The sequence below is a fragment of the Burkholderia sp. 3C genome (assembly GCF_054589155.1).
In genome coordinates, this window is record NZ_BAAILN010000159.1 from 72,467 (window position 1) to 92,532 (window position 20,066).

The following is a 20,066-nucleotide window of genomic DNA, read 5'->3' on the forward strand; positions in this document are numbered from 1 at the left end:
CGGCGGCGCGGTCACGGCCGCGATGCAGGAGTTGTCGATGGCGGGCGGCAGCTTCGATGTCGCGCTGGTGCCGCTCGCCGAAGGCGGCGCGCACGGCCTAGAACAGATCGAATTCCGCGTGGCCGGCCATCCGGGCGTGCCGCTGCGCCCGCTGACCAAGGTCGCCTCGGGCGGCGAACTGGCGCGCATCAGCCTCGCGCTCGCGGTGATCGCCAGCGCGGCCAGCCTCACGCCCACGCTGATCTTCGACGAAGTGGATACCGGCATCGGCGGCGGCGTGGCCGAGGTGGTCGGGCGGCTGCTGCATCAGTTGGGCCGCGACCGCCAGGTACTGTGCGTGACGCACCTGCCGCAAGTGGCCGCGCGCGGCGATCATCACTTCCAGGTCGCCAAGGGCCGGGACCACGCGGGCGGCACCGTCTCGACGGTCACGCCGCTCGACCGCGCGAGCCGCGTCGAGGAAGTCGCGCGCATGCTCGGCGGCATCGAGATCACCGCCACCACGCGCAAGCACGCCAAGGAAATGCTGGCCGCCTGAGGCCGAGGCGCCGCGCACCGGCGCCATGCCAGCAGCGCGCGCCGGCTCGATCTCGCAGACCGGCCACCGCGAGCCGGTCGCAGTGAGCCGCCAGTGTGTGCCACGGTCGATCGCGGCCGGATCGCCCGCACGGAACGCGTGCTTGGAGAAACAGATGCGGATGGGTGACACGTCGCCATTTGAGCGCCGCGCCCGCCCCGTCTGGTTTCCTTCAGCCCTCGGCGTCCCCCGCAGCGGCCGGCGTCACCCCGCCGAACACCCGCTCCCACAAGGCCTGCACGGCCGCGCGCTCGGCCGCCACGGCCTCGCCCGGCACGCGCGCCTTCTCCATGCCGTCGAGCCGCAATTGATGCTGCCGCTTGCGATAGACCCGGTAGGCGGCGCCCACCGTCTCGGCCTCGGTGTCGTCCATCAGGCCGAAACGCGCCACCTCGCGCAGCAGCGCGATATTGCCGGTATTGCGGATCAGGGCCGGATCGCTCGCCGCATGCAGCAGCACCCAGTACTGGACGATGAACTCGATGTCGACCATCCCGCCGCGATCGTGCTTGAGGTCGAACAGCTCGCTCGTGTTCGGGTGGCCGGCCGTCACCTTGTCGCGCATGCCGACGATCTCGCGCGCCAGCAGCTCGCCGTCGCGCGGCGTGGTCAGCACCTGCTCGCGGATCGCCTCGAACGCCGCGCCGATCTCGGGATCGCCCGCGCTGAAGCGCGCGCGCGTGAGCGCCTGGTGCTCCCAGACCCAGGCGGTGTTCGCGCCGTCGCCCTCGCGCAACTGATAGCGGCGGAACGCATCGAGATCGGTGACGAGCAGCCCCGCCTCGCCGTTCGGCCGCAACCGCAGGTCGAGATCAAACAGCGCGCCGGCGCCGGTGGCGGTGGTCAGCCAGGTGATCAGCCGGCGCGTGTAGGTGGTGTAGATGTCGGCGGCGCGGTCGTCGGGGTCGTCGTAGAGGAAGATCACGTCGAGGTCCGACGCGTAGCCGAGCTCCTTGCCGCCGAGCTTGCCGTAGGCGATCACGGCGAAGCGCGGCGCGTCGCGGTGACGCTTGGCCAGTTGCGACCAGACCACGCCGAGCGTCACGTCGAGCACGGCGTCGGCCAGCTCCGAGAGCCGATCGCTGACATGCTCGACCGACAGCTTGCCGGCCAGATCGATCAGCAGGATCCGGAATACCTCGGCGTGCTGCGCGTGGCGCAGCAGGTCCATCTGCTGTTCCATCCCGTCGGCGGCGGCGAGCCGCGCGCGCAGCGTGTCCTTGAACAGCGTCACGTCGAACGGGCTGGCGATCGCCTCGTCGTCGAGCAGTTCGTCGAGCAGTTGCGGATGGCGGATCAGGTAGCCGCCGCCCCAGCGCGTCGCGCCGAGCACCGACAGCACGCGCTCCAGCGCGGCCGGGTATTCGGTCAGCAGCGCCAGATAGGCGCCGCGCCGGCCGACCGTCTCCAGCAGATCGAAGAAACGGATCACGGTGTCGCCGCGATGCGCGGCATCGATGCCGGGGGCCGCGTCGAGCGCGCGCTTGGCGACGCGATCGAAACGCTGCCGGCTGCTTTCGGGCAGCCCGGCGTAGCGCGACGAGCGCCACACACCGCGCAGCCGCGCCAGCACGGCCGCCGGGTCGGCGAAGCCGAGGCCGGACAGGCGCGCGAGCAGCGCGTCGTCCTCGCCGTCGTCGGCCAGCGCCTCGCTCCAGATCCAGGCCGACGCACCGTCGTCGCCATGGCCGTTGCCGCCCGGCTCGTCGGCCAGCCGGTTCGAGAAGATCTGGTCGAACTGCGCCTCGACGAAACCGCGATGGCGATCGAGTTCGGTCAGCAGCGCGGCGTAATCGGCATAGCCGAGCGAGGCCGCCAGCGCCGCGCGATCGTCGGGGTCCACCGGCATCGCGTGAGTCTGCGCATCGTTGCGGTATTGCAGGCGGTGCTCGATCACGCGCAGGAACCGGTAGGCCTCGGCGAAGCGCTCGGCCACGTCGGCCGCCACCAGCCCGCGCGTGACGGCGTGCGCCAGCACCGCGAGCGTCGGCCGGATCCGGAAATCGGCATCCTGGCCGCCGCGAATCAACTGGAACACCTGCGCGCTGAATTCGATCTCGCGGATGCCGCCGCGGCCGAGCTTGATGTCGTCGGCCTTGTCGGGGCGCATCGAGGCGCGCCGCTGCGCTTCCTGGCGGATCTGGCTGTGCAGCGAGCGGATCGCGCCGATCACGCCGAAATCGAGGTAGCGCCGGTAGACGAACGGCTTGACGATCGCGTCGAGCTGTTTCGCCAGGCGCTGCGCCGGCTCGCTGTCGGGCTCCGACACGAGCCGCCCCTTGATCCACGCATAGCGCTCCCACTCGCGGCCCTGCACGTAGAAGTATTCCTCCAGCATGCCGAGGCTGCAGACCAGCGGGCCGGAATCGCCGTTCGGGCGCAAGCGCATGTCGACGCGAAACACGTAGCCGTCGGCGGTGGCGTCGGACATCACGCCGATCAGGCGCCGGCCGAGCCGCGTGAAATATTCCTGGGTGGCCAGCGCGGCGCGCGTGCCGCCGGCTGTCTCGCCGTCGTCTTCGTAGACGAAGATCAGGTCGATGTCGGACGACACGTTCAGCTCGCGCCCGCCGAGCTTGCCCATGCCGACCACGCCGAGCGTCAGGCGCTCGCCCGACGGCCCGCGCGGCTCGCCGTAGAGCGCTTCCAGTTCGGTCGACAGCACGGCCAGCGAGCGTTGCAGCGTGGCTTCGGCCAGGTCGGTCATCGCGCCGGTGACTTCGGCGACGTCGGCCAGCCCGGCCAGATCGCGCTCGGCCACCGCGCCGAACACCTCGATGCGCAACTGCCGCAAGGCGCGGCGCAGCGGCTCCTCGCCGACCGGGCGGCCCGGCCCGCCCGCGGCGGCGTCGAGCAGCTCGGTGAGCCGCGCCTCGATCGCGGCGCGCCCGACCGGGGCGGCGGCCCAGGCGGCGATACGCGCGGCGAGTTCGGGGCGCGCGACGGCGGCGCGTGCGAGGTAGCGGGAATAGACAGTGCTGATCAAGGCGGAGGCGTCGGTCATGGCGGCGGCGCGGCAGGAAGGCGGTCGGAGCGCCGGCGCGATGCGCGCGGCGCCAGGAGGCAAGCAGGAGACTGGCCGGATAAGCCGGCGCGCGGCGGCCATCGCCCGCGCTTCGATTTTCCGGCGACAAAGGCGCGCAAGCCGGCCATACGGCCGCCCCGGCACACCCCTGTGTTACATTTCAGCGTCAGTCCGCAACGCTATCACATCGCCGCCCCTCCGCCGCATGCCCGACCGCCAGGAATCCGCAGCCAGTCAAGAAGCCGGACCTCCCGAGCACGATCATCCGGTGCTGCGTCGCGTGCTCCGCGTCGCCATCGTGAGCGGCGCCACCCTCTATTTCGTCGCCGCCACCGGCTACCTCGGCCTGCGCTACGTGCTGCTGCCGCAGGTCGACACGCTGCGGCCCCGCATCGAAACCTTCGTTTCCGACAAGCTCCATACCGAAGTCCGGATCGGCAAGCTCGCGCCGCATTGGTCGGGCATGCAGCCCGGCGTCGACATCACGGCGCTGACGATTCGCGGCAAGGACGGCAAGACGGCGCTGAACGTGCCGCACGCCACCGCCGCGATCTCGTGGCGCTCGCTGATCCAGTTCTCGCCGGCCCTGTCGAGCCTCGTGGTGGACGCCCCCGACCTGCTGATCGCACGCGCGCGCGACGGCACGCTGTCGGTGGCGGGCGTGACCGTGCCGACCGTGCACACCGGCGGCAACGACACGTTCAGCACCTGGCTGCTGCGCCAGCAGGCGATCGTGCTGCGCGGCGGCACGCTGCGCTGGCTCGACGCCCAGCGTGACGCGCCCGAGCTGACGCTGACCGGCATCCGCCTCGCGGTGCTCAACGACGGCCTGGTGCACCGGCTCGCGCTGCAGGCGCCGGCCAACGGCACGCTGTTCGCCGGCCCGCTCGATTTCCGCGCGCGCTTCACCCACAAGCCGCTGGCCGCGATCGGCCGGCCCGCCAACTGGACGGGCGACGCCTACGTGGCCACCGGCGCGGTCGACCTGCCGACGCTCGCGCGCTACCTGCCGGTGCCGCTGCGCGCCTACGCGGGCCGCATCGACAACACGATCTGGATCGGTTTCCGCAACGGCCGGCTGTTCGACGCGCACGGCAGCCTGAACGGCGCCGATCTGGCGCTGCGGGTGCGGCCGACGCAGCCCCGCCTCGATATCCCGGTCGCGAAGTTCGGCTGGGATCTCGCGCTCGATCCGGGCCACGACTACACGCTGAGCCTCTCGAACCTGCACGCCGAGCTGGGCCAGCCGCCGCTCGACGACGGCACGCCGCTGTCGCGCTCGCTGGCGTTCTCGACGTTGACCGCGCGCTATCGCGTGCCCGACGCGCAGCACGGCCAGTTGATCCGGGTGGCCGGCGACCGCGTCGATCTCGGCATCCTCGCCGAATTCATCCGCGGCCTGCCGCTGCCCGCGCGGTTCCGCAACGAACTGGTGCGCGTCGACCCGCGCGGGCTGGTCGCCAATTACGTGATGGAAGCCGAGCGCGCCGCGCCGAGCCGCGCCGAGCTGGCCGGCGACGACACCGCGCATGCCGCGCCGATCGTGCATTACCACGCGACGGGCGATCTGCAGGGCATCAGCTTCGAGGCGCAGGAGCCCGGGCCGGGCCTGTCGCCGCGCGGCCACCCGCGCGCCGGGATACCGGGCTTCGAGAACCTCTGGGGACATATCGATGCGAGCGAGCGCGGCGGACAGGCGCAGATCGATACGGTCAATGCCGCCGTCACGGTGCCGGGCGTGTTCGAGGATCCGCGCCTGACGTTCGACCGGATCCGCGCGCAAACCGCCTGGACCATCGCGGCCCAGCCCGCGCCGGGCGAACGGCGGCCGCGCATCGAGGTGCAGGTGCCATCGCTGTACGTGGCCAACCCGGATGCCGAGATCACCGTGACCGGCAGCTACACGAACCCCGGCCACGGGCGCGGCAACCTCGACCTGAAGGCCGACTTCGGCCGCGCGGCGGTGGCGCGCATCGTCCGCTACCTGCCGACCAGCATGTCGGATCGCCTGCACCTGTACCTCGGCCACGCACTGCAAGCCGGCACGGTGTCGAAGGGCGCGACCATCATCGCCAAGGGGCCGCTCGAAACCTTCCCCTACGAATACACGCCGGATCAGGGCATCTTCCACGTGCACGCGCCGTTCACGGGCGGGCGCTTCGAGCCGACGCCGCAGCCGCCGCGCCGGCTCGCCAACGGCACGCTGAGCGTGTGGCCGGCGCTCGACGGCATCGAAGGCGTGTTCGAGATGCAGCAGAACAAGCTGCGCTTCGACATCCCGCGCGCCCGCTACAAGCGCGTGCAACTGACCAACGTGGTCGGCCGCATCGACGATCTCGGCCATCCGCTCAAATCGCCGCTCGTGATCGAGGGCCGCGCCCACGGCCCGCTGGCCGACCTGATCGACTATGCCGACAACAGCACGCTCGGCGGCCTGTCCGGCCACGTCGGCCAGCGCCTGCGCGCGCAGGGGCCGGCCTCGCTGGCGCTGAAGCTGACCATCCCGCAGCGCCAGAAGCAGCCGCACACGCAGGTCGCCGGCGCGCTCGCGTTCGGCGGCAACACGCTGGAGGCGGACGGCCTGCCGCCGCTGTCGCAACTGCGCGGCACGGTGCGCTTCACGCAGCAGAGCGCCTCGCTCGACCGGCTTTCGGCGCGCCTGCTCGGCGGCGAGGTGCACGCCAACGGCGGCTTCCGTCACGGCGGCAACTACGATGTCGACGTGGACGGCCGGATCGCCGTCGATTCGGCGCGCGGGCTGAACCTGCACGGGCCGGCGGCGGCGCTGCTCGGCCGGGTGGTCGGCGACGCGCCTTACCAGTTGTCGGTGCGCGGCACGAAGGGCGGCCTGCCCGAAGTCAGCGCGTCATCCGACCTGACCGGCCTCGCGCTCGACTTCCCCGCGCCGTTCACCAAGCCGGCCGGCACGGCCATGCCGTTCAGCTTCACGCTGCACCCGCTGCCGCCCGACGGCCGCCGCACGCTCGGCCAGGCCGACCTGAAGCTCGGCCCCGTGGCGGCCACCTATCTGCTCGATGCGACGCACGGCGAGCCGGTGCGCGCGGTGCGCGGCGCGCTCGGCATGAACCGCATGCCCGACCTGCCGCGCGACGGCGTGACGGCCGTGGTCGACGCCTCCGCGCTCGACGCCGACGCCTGGCTCGCGTTCGCCAAGACGCTGCGCCCGGCGGCCGGCACGCGCGCGGCCCCGGCCGCGACGGCAGCGGCGGCGGTGGCCGACAAAGGCCCGACTGCGCCGTCCGCGCCCACTTCTGCGTCGGCGCCCGCCGCCGCGAACGCACCGCTGCCGGCCGCGCGCGTCGATCTCGCCAGCTTCGCGCCGAAACGCTTCGCGCTGCACTTCGGCACGCTGAAGCTGATCAAGCGCAACTGGGAAAACGTGATCGTCGGCGCCTCGCACGTGGACGACCTCTGGCAGGCCAACGTGGCCTCGAACCAGGTATCGGGCTACCTGTCGTGGGAGCCGCGCGGCGGCCAGAACAGCGCGGGCGTGCTCAATGCGCGGCTCGCCAAGCTGGTGATCCCCGACAGCGCCGATCACGACCTGGTGGGCGGCGCGATGAACATGCCGACCGATCGCGCGATGCCGGCCATCGATCTGGTGGTGGACCAGGTGGTGGCGCGCGGGCACGACATCGGCCGGTTGCAGGTCAACGCGCACAACTTCGACGAGAACGGCATCCCGGTCTGGCAGCTCGACAAGCTCGAACTGGCCAACCCGGCCGCCAAGCTCACCGCCACCGCCAACTGGCGCACCTCGCGGCGCGCCATCGCGCACGGCGCCGACGAGGACGACGCGCCGCGCCGCACCGTGTTCGACTTCAAGCTGGCGATCGACGACGCCGGCGCGCTGCTCGACCGCGTCGGCCTGCCGCGCACGGTCGCGAACGGCCGCGGCACGCTGGAAGGCAAGGTCGGCTGGCGCGGCGGCCCGACCGCCATCGATTACCCGTCGCTCGACGGCCGGCTCGCCATCGATCTCGCTCACGGTCAGATCCTCAAGGTCGATCCGGGCGCGGCCAAGCTGCTCGGCGTGTTGAGCCTGCAAGGGCTGGCGCGCTTCCTGACGCTGGATTTTCGCGACGTGATCGGCAAGGGCCTGCCGTTCGACTCGATCCAGGGCACCAGCCGGATCGACAACGGCATCGCCACCACCGACGATTTCCGCATGGTTACCGCGCCGGCGCGCGTGACCGTCAAGGGCACGGTCGATCTGGCCCACGAAACACAGGACCTGCACGCGCACATCGCGCCGAAGGTCAGCGCCAGCGCGGCGGCGGTGGGCGCGGCCGTGATCAACCCATTGCTCGGCCTCGGCGTGCTGGCCGCCAACCTCGCGCTGTCGCAAACGCTGTCCCACGCGTTCGCGTTCGACTATGCGATCACCGGCTCGTGGGCGCATCCGCGGATTCAGCGAGTGACCGGCGATCGGGGTAAGATGATCCGCACGCCCGACGGCGAACCCCAGCGCTGATGCGCCGCGCCGCCACCGGGCCGCACCCTTTTTACTCCTCGACGAAGCTTCCTCGATGACCGACCGACCCGATCGCGTTTCCCCGTTCACGGTCGCCGCGCTGCAGATGGTCAGCACGCCCGACGTCGTCCGCAACCTCGACGAGGCCGGCCGGCTGATCGCCGAGGCGGCCGCCGACGGCGCGCAACTGGTGCTGCTGCCCGAATACTTCTGCTTCATGGGCCACCGCGATACCGACAAGCTCGCGATCGCCGAGCCCTACCCCGACGGCCCGATCCAGCGCTTCCTGGCCGACGCCGCGAAACGCCACGGCATCTGGGTGATCGGCGGCACGCTGCCGCTGGCCGCGCCGGAACCGTCGCGGGTGCTGAACACCACGCTGGTGTTCGATCCCGAGGGCCGCGAGGCGGCGCGCTACGACAAGATCCACCTGTTCAGCTTCGAGAAGGGCGAGGAATCGTTCGACGAGGCTCGCACGATCCGTCCCGGCGAGGCCGTGCAGACGTTCGACGCGCCGTTCGGCAAGGTGGGCCTGTCGGTCTGCTACGATCTGCGCTTCCCGGAGCTGTACCGCAAGCTCGGCGATTGCGCCCTGATGGTGGTGCCGTCGGCCTTCACGTACACCACCGGCCGCGCGCACTGGGAAACGCTGCTGCGCGCACGGGCAGTCGAGAACCAGTGCTACGTGCTGGCGGCCGCGCAGGGCGGCAAGCACGAGAACGGCCGCCGCACCTGGGGCCACAGCCTGCTGATCGATCCGTGGGGCGAGATCGTCGCCGTGCGCGAGGAAGGCGCCGGCGTCGTGGCCGGCCCGCTCGACGCGGCGCGCATCGCCGAAGTTCGCCAGAGCCTGCCCGCGTGGCGGCATCGCGTGCTCGGCTGAGCGCACCGCCCCCATTACGAGACATCCCCGAGTCACCTGCTAAGAACCCCGATACCGCATGAACATCATCGAACCCGGCATCCGCAATCTCGCCCTCGCCAAGGACATCCTGCTCACGCCGTACGGCCTCGACGAATCGCTGCTCACGCGCACGCTCGCCGACATCTTCACGCATCGCGTCGACTACGCCGACCTGTACTTCCAGGCCACGCGAAGCGAAGCCTGGAGCCTCGAGGAAGGGATCGTCAAATCGGGCAGCTTCAGCATCGACCAGGGGGTGGGCGTGCGCGCCGTGGCCGGCGACCGCACCGCATTCGCCTACTCGGACGACCTCTCGCCCGAGGCGATTCGCCAGGCGGCCTCGGCCACCAAGGCGATCGCCGCGGCAGGCGGCGGCCGGCGCAAGGTGCAGGTCGCCTCGTCGCTGACCGGCGTATCGGGGCGTGATCTGTATCTGCCGTCCGATCCGCTGGCCTCGCTCGACGCCACCGCCAAGGTCAAGCTGCTGGAGCGCGTCGAGCAGATGGCGCGCGGCCGCGACCCGCGCATCACGCAGGTGATGGCGGGCCTGGCCGGTGAATACGACGTGGTGCTGGTGGCGCGCAGCGACGGCGTGCTGGCCGCCGACATCCGCCCGCTGGTGCGCGTGTCGGTCACGGTGATCGCCGAACAGAACGGCCGCCGCGAAATCGGCTCGGGCGGCGGCGGCGGCCGCTTCGATTACGGCTATTTCAGCGACGAAGTCCTGTCGAAATACGTGGACGACGCCGTGCACGCGGCGCTCGTCAACCTCGACGCACGGCCGGCCCCGGCCGGCACCATGACGGTGGTGCTCGGCTCGGGCTGGCCCGGCGTGCTGCTGCACGAAGCGATCGGCCACGGCCTGGAAGGCGACTTCAACCGCAAGGGCTCGTCCGCGTTCGCCGGCCAGATCGGCGAGCGCGTCGCCGCCAAGGGCGTGACGGTGGTGGACGACGGCACGCTGCCGAACCGCCGCGGCTCGCTGAACATCGACGACGAAGGCAACCCGACGCAGTGCACCACGCTGATCGAGGACGGCATCCTGAAGGGCTACATCCAGGACACGCTCAACGCGCGCCTGATGAAGATGCCCGTCACCGGCAACGCGCGCCGCGAGTCGTACGCGGCGCTGCCGATGCCGCGCATGACCAACACCTACATGCTGAACGGCGACAAGGACCCGCAAGAAATCATCGCGTCGGTCAAGAACGGCCTGTACGCGGTCAATTTCGGCGGCGGCCAGGTCGACATCACCAACGGCAAGTTCGTGTTCTCGGCCTCCGAGGCCTACATGATCGAAAACGGCAAGATCACGTACCCCGTCAAGGGCGCGACGCTGATCGGCAGCGGCCCGGAATCGCTGAAATACGTCAGCATGATCGGCAACGACATGAAGCTCGATTCGGGCGTGGGCGTGTGCGGCAAGGAAGGCCAGAGCGTGCCGGTGGGCGTCGGCCAGCCGACCCTGCGAATCGATTCGATGACGGTGGGCGGCACCGCGTAAGCTGGGCCGGATCGCATGGTGCGATGCGGCAAGCCCGCATCGCCATGCAGAATTTCTTCATCAATTCTTGATTTCGCGCGGATCATCCGCGTTTTTCACCGCCCAGGCTTGCACATCGCGTGCAGCCCGGGTATAAAGTTGCAATCCTCTGCTCGACAACACATCGAACACGCCATGTCCGCCAAGTTTTATTTTTACTTTTTTTGGTATCTCAGACCGTTGGCGGATCGAGAGGAGTGATAGCGCGTAAAGCGCGAACCGAATTCCTGAAAAGACCGCCGGCGAACCCGGCGGTTTTTTTTTGCCCCGCCGGCGTCGCTCCGGCTCCCGATGAACCACCGGCCGCCCATTCAACCCACGATATCCGCAACGGCCCGACGCAAGCCCGAACCGGCAAAGCGACACTGGAGAACATAGCCATGCCCCCGCACAACACCGACGATGTCCGTATCCGCGAATTGAAAGAACTCACGCCGCCCGCCCATCTGATCCGCGAATTCCCGTGCTCGGAAGCCGTGGCCGAGCTGATCTACTCGACGCGCCGTTCGCTGCACCGGATCCTGCACGGCATGGACGACCGGCTCGTGGTGGTGATCGGCCCGTGCTCGATTCACGATACCAAGGCCGCGGTCGAATACGCGAACCAGCTCGTCGACCTGCGCCGCAAGCACAAGGACGACCTGGAGATCGTGATGCGGGTGTACTTCGAGAAGCCGCGCACGACGGTGGGCTGGAAGGGGCTGATCAACGATCCGCAACTCGACAACAGCTTCAAGATCAACGAAGGCCTGCGCACCGCGCGCGAGTTGCTGCTGCAGATCAATTCGCTGGGCCTGCCGGCCGGCACCGAATTCCTCGACATGATCAGCCCGCAGTACATCGCCGATCTGGTGTCGTGGGGCGCGATCGGCGCACGCACCACCGAATCGCAGGTGCACCGCGAGCTGGCGTCGGGCCTGTCGTGCCCGGTCGGCTTCAAGAACGGCACCGACGGCAACGTCAAGATCGCCGTGGACGCGATCAAGGCCGCTTCGCAGCCGCACCATTTCCTGTCGGTGACCAAGGGCGGCTACTCGGCGATCGTCTCGACCGCCGGCAACGAGGATTGCCACGTGATCCTGCGCGGCGGCAAGGCGCCCAACTACGACGCGGAAAGCGTGAACGCCGCCTGCGCCGATGTCGGCAAGGCCGGCCTTGCCGCGCGCCTGATGATCGACGCGAGCCACGCGAACAGCTCGAAGAAGCACGAGAACCAGATTCCCGTGTGCGCCGACATCGGCCGCCAACTGGCAGCCGGCGACGACCGCATCGTGGGCGTGATGGTGGAATCGCATCTGGTGGCAGGCCGTCAGGACCTGACGCCGGGCTGCCCGCTGACCTACGGCCAGAGCATCACCGACGCCTGCATCGGCTGGGACGACAGCGTCACGCTGCTCGACGGCCTGGCCGAAGCGGTGCGGGCGCGCCGCGTGGCGCGCGGCAGCGGCAACTGAGGCGCGGGGGCTAGGCTGGCGGGGCGTGTCTGAAGCGCCGCCGCCAGGCCGCTGAATTGCCGAACCGCTGAAATACACACATCGCCCGGGGGCGTCAACGCTCCCGGGCGATGTTGTTTACCGCGCTCGATGGGTGGTTCGGCCGATCAGTCGATCGCGCCCGAACCGAAGATTTCCGCATGCACGCGCTCGCGCGCCACGCCGAGCGCCAGCAGCGCATCGCGCTGCGCGTTCATGAACGCCACCGGGCCGCAGACGTAGTAATCGGCGTCGGGCAGCATCGAGGCGCGCAACACGTCCGGCGTCAGACGCCCTTCGCGATCGTGATCGACGCCCGCGCGATCGCCCGGGCCCACGATTTCGTAGAGCACCTCGCGCTTCGCATCCGGGTAAGCCTTGACCAGCGCATTGAGCCAGTCGCGGAACGCATGCACGCTGCCCGAACGGCAGGCGTGCACGAAGCGGATCGGCCGCGTGCCGCCCGAGGCCGCCAGCGTCGTGGCCATCGACACCATCGGCGTGATGCCGACCCCGCCCGAAATCAGCACGACCGGCTTGCCGGCCTCGCGCGACAGCGTGAAATCGCCGGCCGGCGCCGTCACCTCGACGATCGCGCCCACCTCCACCCCGTCGTGCAGTTGCACCGAGATCTTGCCGGCCGGCACCGCCGGCTCGCTGCCTGCGGCATGCCCGGCCTCGCGCTTCACCGAAATCCGCAGCCACTTGCCGTTCGGCGCGTCCGACAGGCTGTACTGGCGCGGCTGATCGACGCCGAGATCGCCCACATAGCGCTTGATCGACACGAACTGGCCCGGCTCGAACTTCGGCGCCGCGCCGCCGTCGGTCGGCTCCAGATAGAACGAGGTGATTTCGTCGCTTTCGCGCTCCTTGCGCGCGACGCGGAACGGGCGATAACCGCTCCACGGCGCAGCGTCGTACAGCTTCGCCTCGACGCCGATCAGCAGCTCCGCGAGCTGCGCGTAGGCCGCCTGCCAGGCCGCGACCGTGTCCGCATCGACGGCATCTCCGAGCACCTCGACGACCGACGCCAGCAGATGCTCGCCGACGATCGGATAGTGTTCGGGCCGGATCGCCAGGCTCACGTGCTTCTGCGCGATGCGCGACACGGCGCTGCCGAGCACGGCGAGGTTGTCGATGTTCGCCGCGTACGCGTACACCGCCTTCGCCAGCGCCTCCGGCTGCCCGCCGCCCGCAGTCTGGTGGGTCTGGTTGAACAGGTTCCGCACTTCCGGGCGGTGCTTGAACATCCGCTGGTAGAAGTGCCGCGTGATGGTCGTGCCGTGTGCGGCAAGAACGGGAGCGGTGGCCTTGACCCGGGCCATCTGGTCGGCGGTGAGCGTCGTCATGCGTGTTCTCCATGGGGGTTGTTCTTAAAGATGCACAAACAATACATCTTTAAGAACCGCACGTCGACATAGGCAAATTGACGCATCGCTTCCATCGATAACGACCGAAGCGATCATGCCCTCATTCGGGCCGGCCACGCTCCCACAGCACGTCGCTGCCGCCAGCCGCGCGGTTCAGCACCCGCGCCAGCACGAACAGCAGATCGGAGAGCCGGTTCACGTAGCGGCGCGGCGTGGCCTCGACCGCTTCGGCCGCCCCCAGCGCCACGATCGCGCGCTCGGCGCGCCGGCACACGGTGCGGCAGACATGCGCAAGCGCCGCCGTGCGCGCGCCGCCCGGCAGGATGAACTCCTTGAGCGGCGGCAGTTGCGCGTTGTAGTGCGCGAGCCAGTCGTCGAGCCGGGCCAGATGCGCGTCGGTCATCGCCACATGGCCCGGGATGCACAGCTCGCCGCCCAGGTCGAACAGATCGTGCTGGATCGCCGACAGCGCGCCGCGAATATCTTCCGGCAACGGCTCGGCCAGCAGCACGCCGAGCTGCGAATTGAGTTCGTCGATATCACCGATCGCCGCGATCCGCGCCGCGTCCTTGGCGACGCGGCTGCCGTCGCCCAGGCCCGTGGTGCCGTCGTCGCCGGTGCGGGTTGCAATCTTGCTCAGGCGGTTGCCCATGGTTCGATCCTCGTCGTGTGCGGGCGCGCGGCGCGGCCCGGCCGGTGATGTGACAGCGCGGCGACCATGCTCTTCCCCGCCACGGAGAAAGGCCGGCGCACGCGCGCGAACGCCGATTATCCCAGCGGCGGCCCCGCTCAAGGCGACGGCCTTTGCGCGTAGAATGATTTCCCCATCGTCGCACCGGCGCACCTCTCGCCGGCCCGCGACTGCACGCCCCCACAAGCCGTTCCAGGAGACACGCGTGAACCATCCTGCCCCGCCGGCGTCGCTGCGCCGTCCGTTCCCCGATGCGCTGCGCGACGCGCTGGCCGCTGCGTTCGGCGAGCGCCTGTCCACCTCCGAAGCCGTGCGCACCCATCACGGCCGCGACGAATCCCCGTTCGACCCCGAGCTGCCCGACGCCGTGGTGTTCGCGCAAAGCGCCGATGAAGTGCGCACCGTGGTCGCGCTGTGCGCGCAACATGGCGTGCCGCTGATTCCGTACGGCGCTGGCTCCTCGCTCGAAGGCCATCTGCTGGCGGTGCGCGGCGGCGTCTCGCTCGACGTGTCGCGCATGAACCGCGTGCTGTCGATCGACGCCGACGACCTGACCGTCACGGTCGAGCCGGGCATCACGCGCAAGGCACTCAATGAAGCGCTGCGCGACACCGGCCTGTTCTTCCCGATCGATCCGGGCGCCGACGCCAGCATCGGCGGCATGGCCGCCACCCGCGCCTCGGGCACCAACGCCGTGCGCTACGGCACGATGCGCGAGAACGTGCTGGGCCTGAACGCCGTGCTGGCCGACGGCCGCCTCATCAAGACCGGCAGCCGCGCGCGCAAATCGTCGGCCGGCTACGACCTGACGCGCCTGCTGGTCGGCTCCGAAGGCACGCTCGGCGTGATCACCGAAATCACGCTGCGCCTGCATCCACTGCCCGAGGCGGTATCGGCCGCCACCTGCACGTTCCCGTCGATGAGCGACGCCGTGCGCAGCGTGATCGAAACCATCCAGACCGGCGTGCCGATCGCGCGCGTCGAGTTCATCGATGCGCTCGGCATCCGCGCCATCAATCGCCACTCGAACCTGACGCTGGCCGAGGCGCCGACGCTGTTCTTCGAATTCCACGGCACCGAGGCCGGCGTGCGCGAGCAAGCCGAACGCGTGCAGGAGCTGGCCGCGCAGAACGGCGGCCAGGGCTTCGAGTGGGCCACCCGCCCCGAAGACCGCACGCGGCTCTGGTCGGCACGGCACAACGCGTTCTTCGGCATGCTGCAACTGAAGCCCGGCTGCCGCGCCGTGACCACCGACGTGTGCGTGCCGATCTCGCGCCTGGCCGCCTGCGTCGAGGAAACCGAGGTCGACCTGCGCGCCTCCACGCTGCCCTGCCCGATCGTCGGGCACGTGGGCGACGGCAATTTCCATGTCGCGATCCTGATCGATCCCGCCCGTCCCGAGGAATTGCAGGAAGCCGAGCGGATCAACGAGCGCATCGTCGAACGCGCGCTGCGCATGGGCGGCACCTGCACCGGCGAGCACGGCGTGGGCCTGCACAAGATGCGCTTCCTCGCCGCCGAGCACGGCGAGAACGCGATCGACGCGATGCGCGCCATCAAGCTCGCGCTCGATCCGCACAACCTGATGAATCCCGGCAAGATCTTCAGCCTCGACGCATGAGGCGCACGGCGGCGCGCGGGCAACCCGCCGCGCCGCCGGCCCTCGATACCGAGACGACACGAAACGGCCGACCACGGCCGCCGCCCCAGGAGGAGACATGAACGCCAACACCGACGCGCAGGCCGCCGCCGCCGCCGCGAGCGCCGAACCCCCGCCGCTCGGCCCGGCCGCGCGCGCGCAGCGCCAGCGCGAGGTGGTGCAGGCGCTGATGGCCGTGCTGCCGACCCACTGCCTGCTCCATCGCGACGAAGATACCGCCGCCTACGAATGCGACGGCCTGGCCGCCTACCGGCGCCTGCCGCTGGCCGTGGCGCTGCCCGAAACCGAATCGCAGGTGCAGCGGATCGTGCAGATCTGCCGCCGCCTGAACGTGCCGATCGTGCCGCGCGGCGCGGGCACCAGCCTGTCGGGCGGCGCGCTGCCGAACCAGCACGGCATCGTGGTGTCGCTGGCGCGCTTCACGCGCATCGTCGAGGTCGATTCGTACGCCCGCACGGCCACCGTGCAGCCCGGCGTGCGCAACCTGGCTATTTCGGAAGCGGCCGCGCCGTACGGCCTCTATTACGCGCCCGATCCGTCGTCGCAGATCGCCTGCACGATCGGCGGCAACGTCGCCGAGAACTCGGGCGGCGTGCACTGCCTCAAGTACGGGCTGACCGTGCACAACGTGCTGCGCGTGCGCGCCGTGACGATCGACGGCGACGTGGTGGAATTCGGCTCGCTCGCGCTCGACACGCCGGGCCTCGACCTGCTGGCCATCATGATCGGCAGCGAGGGCATGTTCGCGATCGTCACCGAGATCACCGTCAAGCTGATCCCCAAGCCGCAGGCCGCGCAACTGGTGATGGCCAGCTTCGACGATGTCGTGAAGGGCGGCGAGGCGGTGGCCGCGATCATCGCCGCGGGCATCGTACCGGCCGGGCTGGAGATGATGGACAAGCCCGCCACGCAGGCCGTCGAAACCTTCACGCAGGCCGGCTACGACCTCGACGCGGCCGCGATCCTGCTCTGCGAATCGGACGGCACGCCCGACGAGGTCGCCGAGGAAATCGCGCGCGTGACGGCCGTGCTGAAGGCCAGCGGCGCGACGCGCATCCAGGTGTCGCGCTCGGAGAGCGAGCGGCTGCGCTTCTGGTCCGGCCGCAAGAACGCGTTCCCGGCCGCCGGCCGCATCTCGCCCGATTACTACTGCATGGACGGCACCGTGCCGCGCCGCGCGATCGGCCCGCTGCTCGCGCGCATCGAGCAGATGGAAACGCGCTACGGGCTGCGCTGCATCAACGTGTTCCATGCGGGCGACGGCAACATGCACCCGCTGATCCTGTTCAACGCCAACGAGCCGGACGAGCTGCACCGCGCCGAGCTGTTCGGCGCCGACATCCTCGAAAGCTGCGTGGAACTGGGCGGCACGGTGACGGGCGAGCACGGCGTCGGCGTCGAAAAGCTCAATTCGATGTGCGTCCAGTTCTCGCCGGAGGAGCGCGACACGTTCTTCGCCGTCAAGCGCGCGTTCGATCCGGCCAACCTGCTGAACCCCGACAAGGGCATCCCGAGCCGCGCGCGCTGCGCCGAATACGGTCGCATGCACGTGCGCGGCGGCCTGCTGCCGCACCCCGATCTGCCGCGCTTCTGAGCCGCCGCGCGCGCGTTCGGGCGCACCGGCGGCGCGCTTGCCGGCAAGGCGCCGGCCTCGCCGAGCGGCCTTTCCGAGATACCCGGCGCGGCTGCCGGGCCGCGCGTCTCTAGGGACTTCGCCCGACTGTCGGCGCGCATGGCGTCGGTACAATCGACACAGAACAAACTTGGGAGGAGCCGGCACCGGATGGAACAGGACGACATCGTCGCGCACTGGGCCGAGCGCATTCGCGCGGCGGGCGCCGCAGGCCACGGCCTGCGGATTCGCGGCGGCGGCACCAAGGACTGGTATGGCCACGCGGTCGACGGCGAACTGCTCGACACGCGCGCCTGGCGCGGCATCGTCGCCTACGATCCGGCCGAACTGGTCGTCACGGCGCGCGCCGGCACCCCGCTGCACGAGATCGAGGCCGAACTCGCCGCCCACAACCAGATGCTGCCGTTCGAGCCGCCCCACTTCGGCCCGCAGGCCAGCTTCGGCGGCGCGATCGCGGCCGGGCTGTCGGGGCCGCGCCGCGCCAGCGCCGGCGCGGTGCGCGATTTCGTGCTCGGCGTGACGCTGATGAACGGCCGCGGCAACGTGCTGCGCTTCGGCGGCCAGGTCGTCAAGAACGTGGCCGGCTACGACGTCGCGCGCCTGATGGCCGGCTCGCTCGGCACGCTCGGGCTGATGCTCGACCTGTCGGTCAAGGTGCTGCCGCGCCCGGTCGCCGAACTGACCGTCAAGTTCGAGATGAGCGCCACCGACGCCGTGCGCAAGCTCAACGAATGGTCGGGCCACCCGTTTCCGCTCAGCGCGAGCGCCTGGCGGTTCGGCACGCTGGTGCTGCGGCTGTCGGGCGCCGAGGCGGCCGTCAAGTCGGCCAAGACCATGCTCGGCGGCGAGGCGGTCGACGCGGTCGAGGCCCAGCGCTTCTGGGAAGGCGTGCGCGAGCAGAACGATCCGTTCTTCAACGCGCTCGCGCCCGGCCAGGCGCTGTGGCGCCTGTCGTTGCCGTCGATCACCGAACCGCTGCATCTGCCCGGCTCGCAGATGATGGAATGGGGCGGCGCGCAGCGCTGGTGGATTACCGACGCCGACGCCACCGCGGTGCGCATGAGCGCCAAGCAGGCCGGCGGCCACGCCACGCTGTTCCGCGCCGCCACCGGCTACGCGCAGGGCGTGCCCGTGTTCACGCCGCTCGCCACGCCGCTGCTGGCGATCCACCGCAGCCTGAAAACCGCCTTCGATCCGGACCGGGTGTTCAACCGCGGCCGGCTCTACCCCGATCTCTGAGCCGCTCATGCAGACGAATCTCGCCGATTTCATTCGCGGCACGCCCGATGGCGACGAAGCCGAATCGATCCTGCGCAAGTGCGTGCATTGCGGCTTTTGCACGGCGACCTGCCCGACCTATCAACTGCTCGGCGACGAACTCGACGGCCCGCGCGGGCGCATCTACCTGATCAAGCAGATGCTGGAAGGCGCGCCCGTCACGCGCAGCACCCAGCAGCATCTCGACCGCTGCCTGACCTGCCGCAGTTGCGAAAGCACCTGCCCGTCGGGCGTGCAATACGGGCGGCTCGTCGAAATCGGCCGCCAGCAACTCGAAACACGCGTGCCGCGCACGCTGTCGCAGCGCCTGATGCGGCGCGCGCTCGCGAGCTTCGTGCCGAACGGCGCGTTGTTCGGGCCGGCCATGCGGCTCGGCCAGCAGATCCGCCCGCTGTTGCCGCGCCAGTTGCGCGACAAGGTGCCGCTGCGCACGCGGCCGCTCGCGTGGCCCACCGCGCGGCATCCGCGCAAGATGCTGATGCTGGCCGGCTGCGTGCAACCCAGCATGATGCCGAACGTCAACATCGCCACGGCGCGCGTGCTCGACGCACTCGGCATCGAAACCGTGGTTGCGCCCGAAGCCGGCTGCTGCGGCGCGATCCGGCTGCACCTGAACTACCGCGACGAGGCGCGGGCCGACGCGCGCCGCAATATCGACGCGTGGTGGCCAGCCATCGAGGCCGGCGCCGAGGCGATCGTCATGAACGCGAGCGGCTGCGGCGCGACCGTGCTCGACTACGCGCACCTGCTGCGCGACGATCCGGCCTATGCCGACAAGGCGCGGCGCGTGGTCGAGCTGACGCACGACATCTCCGAATTGCTGGCCGGCTTCGAGGCGCGGCTCGTCGCGCTCGCGAAACGGCGCGGCATGCAGCCTGTCGCCTATCACCCGCCCTGCACGCTCCAGCACGGCCAGCAATCGCGCGGCAAGGTCGAGCGGCTGCTCGGCGCGCTCGGCGTGGACCTGCGCGTGCCGACCGACAGCCACCTGTGCTGCGGATCGGCCGGCACCTATTCGCTGACCCAACCCTCGCTGTCCTACAAACTGCGCCGCCGCAAGCTCGCCCGGCTCGGCGAACTCGATGCGCACCTGATCGTGTCGGGCAACGTCGGCTGCATCTCGCATCTGCAAAGCGGCACCAGCACGCCCGTCATGCACTGGATCCAGCTCGTCGAGCAGTTGATCGACGACTGACGCTTGCGCCCGCGGCGCGGTCCGTATAATGAGACGCGTCGCCTCCGGGCGGCGGCGCATCGTTTCCGTTTGCGCTGTTTGTACGCCTTCGTCCGCCTCTTCGTCCGTCTTCCGCCGCGTATGTCCGATCTCGCCGCCAGCCTCGCTTCCGTTCACCGCCGCATCGACGACGCGGCCCGCTCCGCCGGGCGCGCGCCCGGCGACGTGGCGCTGCTCGCAGTGT

12 protein-coding genes and 1 pseudogene are annotated in these 20,066 nt (G+C 70.2%); 9 read left to right on the forward strand and 4 right to left on the reverse strand.

Going from position 1 to position 20,066, the window contains the following annotated elements; genetic code table 11:
- Positions 1–538 (forward strand): annotated as a pseudogene (locus ACYP33_RS34380) (DNA repair protein RecN); the annotation flags it as partial.
- 211 nt (positions 539–749) lie between these two features.
- Here the strand turns inward: ACYP33_RS34380 and glnE are convergent.
- The gene (gene glnE / locus ACYP33_RS34385; protein WP_459625552.1) at positions 750–3,581 is read right to left on the reverse strand and encodes a bifunctional [glutamate--ammonia ligase]-adenylyl-L-tyrosine phosphorylase/[glutamate--ammonia-ligase] adenylyltransferase; all 2,832 of its coding nucleotides are present in this window, start codon (positions 3,579–3,581) and stop codon (positions 750–752) included.
- A 226-nt stretch (positions 3,582–3,807) separates the two neighbouring features.
- On the opposite strand from glnE, the gene ACYP33_RS34390 reads away from it, so the two are divergent.
- From ACYP33_RS34390 to tldD, 3 genes are read left to right on the forward strand one after another with little or no spacing between them, the layout of a single operon-like run.
- Entirely contained in the window at positions 3,808–8,097 is a 4,290-nt protein-coding gene (locus ACYP33_RS34390) for a YhdP family phospholipid transporter (RefSeq protein WP_459625553.1), read from the forward strand.
- 55 nt (positions 8,098–8,152) lie between these two features.
- On the forward strand, positions 8,153–8,980 hold the full coding sequence (locus ACYP33_RS34395) for a carbon-nitrogen hydrolase family protein (protein WP_414450307.1): 828 nt from the start codon (positions 8,153–8,155) through the stop codon (positions 8,978–8,980).
- Between the two features lie 58 nt (positions 8,981–9,038).
- Complete coding sequence (gene tldD / locus ACYP33_RS34400) at positions 9,039–10,505, forward strand: metalloprotease TldD (RefSeq protein ID WP_414450308.1); 1,467 nt, start codon at positions 9,039–9,041, stop codon at positions 10,503–10,505.
- Positions 10,506–10,565: 60 nt separating this feature from the next.
- On the opposite strand, the gene ACYP33_RS34405 is transcribed toward tldD, so the two are convergent.
- Positions 10,566–10,859: a hypothetical protein gene (locus tag ACYP33_RS34405; protein WP_459625554.1), complete on the reverse strand. Its 294-nt coding sequence runs from the start codon at positions 10,857–10,859 to the stop codon at positions 10,566–10,568.
- Positions 10,860–10,924: 65 nt separating this feature from the next.
- On the opposite strand from ACYP33_RS34405, the gene aroG reads away from it, so the two are divergent.
- Positions 10,925–11,998, forward strand: coding sequence for a 3-deoxy-7-phosphoheptulonate synthase AroG (gene aroG, locus ACYP33_RS34410; protein ID WP_459625555.1), 1,074 nt, complete (start codon positions 10,925–10,927; stop codon positions 11,996–11,998).
- Between the two features lie 146 nt (positions 11,999–12,144).
- Here the strand turns inward: aroG and hmpA are convergent, their stop codons facing one another.
- Entirely contained in the window at positions 12,145–13,365 is a 1,221-nt protein-coding gene (gene hmpA, locus ACYP33_RS34415) for an NO-inducible flavohemoprotein (protein WP_459625556.1), read from the reverse strand.
- Positions 13,366–13,486: 121 nt separating this feature from the next.
- Positions 13,487–14,038 carry a cob(I)yrinic acid a,c-diamide adenosyltransferase gene (locus tag ACYP33_RS34420; protein WP_414450312.1) on the reverse strand — a complete coding sequence of 184 codons (552 nt, stop codon included), beginning with the start codon at positions 14,036–14,038 and terminating at the stop codon, positions 13,487–13,489.
- A gap of 244 nt (positions 14,039–14,282) precedes the next feature.
- On the opposite strand from ACYP33_RS34420, the gene ACYP33_RS34425 reads away from it, so the two are divergent.
- From ACYP33_RS34425 to glcF, 4 genes are all read left to right on the forward strand, one after another.
- Complete coding sequence (locus ACYP33_RS34425) at positions 14,283–15,698, forward strand: FAD-binding oxidoreductase (protein ID WP_459625557.1); 1,416 nt, start codon at positions 14,283–14,285, stop codon at positions 15,696–15,698.
- A 97-nt stretch (positions 15,699–15,795) separates the two neighbouring features.
- Entirely contained in the window at positions 15,796–17,331 is a 1,536-nt protein-coding gene (locus ACYP33_RS34430) for an FAD-linked oxidase C-terminal domain-containing protein (RefSeq protein WP_459625558.1), read from the forward strand.
- 189 nt (positions 17,332–17,520) lie between these two features.
- Positions 17,521–18,609 carry a glycolate oxidase subunit GlcE gene (glcE, locus tag ACYP33_RS34435; RefSeq protein WP_414443976.1) on the forward strand — a complete coding sequence of 363 codons (1,089 nt, stop codon included), beginning with the start codon at positions 17,521–17,523 and terminating at the stop codon, positions 18,607–18,609.
- A gap of 7 nt (positions 18,610–18,616) precedes the next feature.
- Positions 18,617–19,843, forward strand: a complete 1,227-nt coding sequence (gene glcF, locus ACYP33_RS34440; RefSeq protein ID WP_414443975.1) for a glycolate oxidase subunit GlcF — start codon at positions 18,617–18,619, stop codon at positions 19,841–19,843.
- Positions 19,844–20,066 lie beyond the last annotated feature (223 nt).